The organism is Mycobacterium sp. TH-M82, from assembly GCF_057473605.1.
This window is the reverse complement of the sequence record NZ_JBYCKY010000470.1, coordinates 1-1,330: the sequence shown is the minus strand read 5'-3', so window position 1 is coordinate 1,330 and position 1,330 is coordinate 1. Positions and strand designations below refer to the sequence as shown.

Below are 1,330 nucleotides of genomic sequence, written 5' to 3'. Positions count from 1 at the left end.
GCGATCGCGGAGAACTGCGACTACTTGATGTTCACCGGCTCCACCGCCACCGGCCGAACCCTGGCCGAGCAGTGCGGTCGCCGGCTGATCGGGTTCTCCGCGGAGCTGGGCGGCAAGAACCCGATGATCGTCACCAAGGGCGCCGATTTAGCCGAGGTCGCCAAGGCCGCAACCCGCGCGTGCTTCTCCAACGCCGGGCAGCTGTGCATCTCCATCGAACGCATCTACGTGCAGCGGGATATCGCCGACGAGTTCACCGCCAAGTTCGCCGAGCAGGTTCGCAACATGAAGCTGTCCCCTGCCTACGACTTCTCAGCCGATATGGGCAGCCTGATCTCCGAGGATCAGATCAAGACGGTGGCTGGCCATGTCGACGATGCAAAGGTCAAAGGCGCCAAGGTGATTGCTGGCGGGAACGCTCGCCCGGATATCGGACCGCTCTTCTTCGAACCGACCGTGCTGACCGACGTCACCGACGAGATGGAGTGCGGGCGCAACGAGACCTTCGGTCCGGTGGTCGCCATCTACCCGGTCGACACGGTCGAGGAGGCTATCGAGAAAGCCAACGATACCGACTACGGGCTCAACGCCAGCGTATGGGCCGCCAGCAAGTCGCAGGGTGAGGCGATCGCGGCCCGGATCCAATCCGGCACAGTCAACGTCGACGAAGGCTACGCGCTGACGTTCGGCAGCACCGCGGCGCCGATGGGCGGGATGAAGGCCTCCGGTATCGGACGCCGGCACGGGGCAGACGGGATTCTCAAGTACACCGAGTCGCAGACCGTGTCCACCGCCCGGGTGCTGAACCTCGACCCGCCGCTGGGGATCCCGGCCGTCTTCTGGCAGAAGGCGCTTACCCCGATGATCCGCGCCGTGCAGAAGTTGCCCGGGCGGTGACCGGCAGAATCTAATAGATTCTGAATATACTCCTCGATAGTGTAAGGTCGAACTCAGTGTATTAATCACTTAGACGAGGAGACGGCATGCAGCGCGCACTTCGCCCGTACGTCACCACCGGTATCGCCATCCTGGGCGCCGGCATCATCACGGTTGCCCCGGCTCCGGCACCGGCGTCCAACGCCGAGGCGCATGCAGTGCAGCTGCTCAGCAGTGGGGCCGACATTGCCTACATCGTCGGTGGCAGCGGGGACCCGATACCGTCCGATCACTACGTGGACTTCAACTACACCCACTACGTCCAGCCCCATTTTCCGGGCTACGCTCCCCAGGCAGTGTTCACGCCCGAGGGCAACTATGCGCTCTACACCGGCGTGAAGAGCTTGACGCTCGACCAGTCGGAGGCCCAGGGCGTCACGATCCTCGACAACAC

Annotated in this window: 1 protein-coding gene and 1 pseudogene; both read left to right on the top strand. The window is 63.7% G+C overall.

The genetic code is table 11. The annotated features are described in order from the left end of the window. On the top strand, nt 1-897 hold an 897-nt coding region (locus AC2VON_RS14425), incomplete at its 5' end, for an aldehyde dehydrogenase family protein (protein ID WP_486953554.1). 86 nt (nt 898-983) lie between these two features. Next, a pseudogene (locus AC2VON_RS14420) lies at nt 984-1,330 on the top strand (hypothetical protein); the annotation flags it as partial.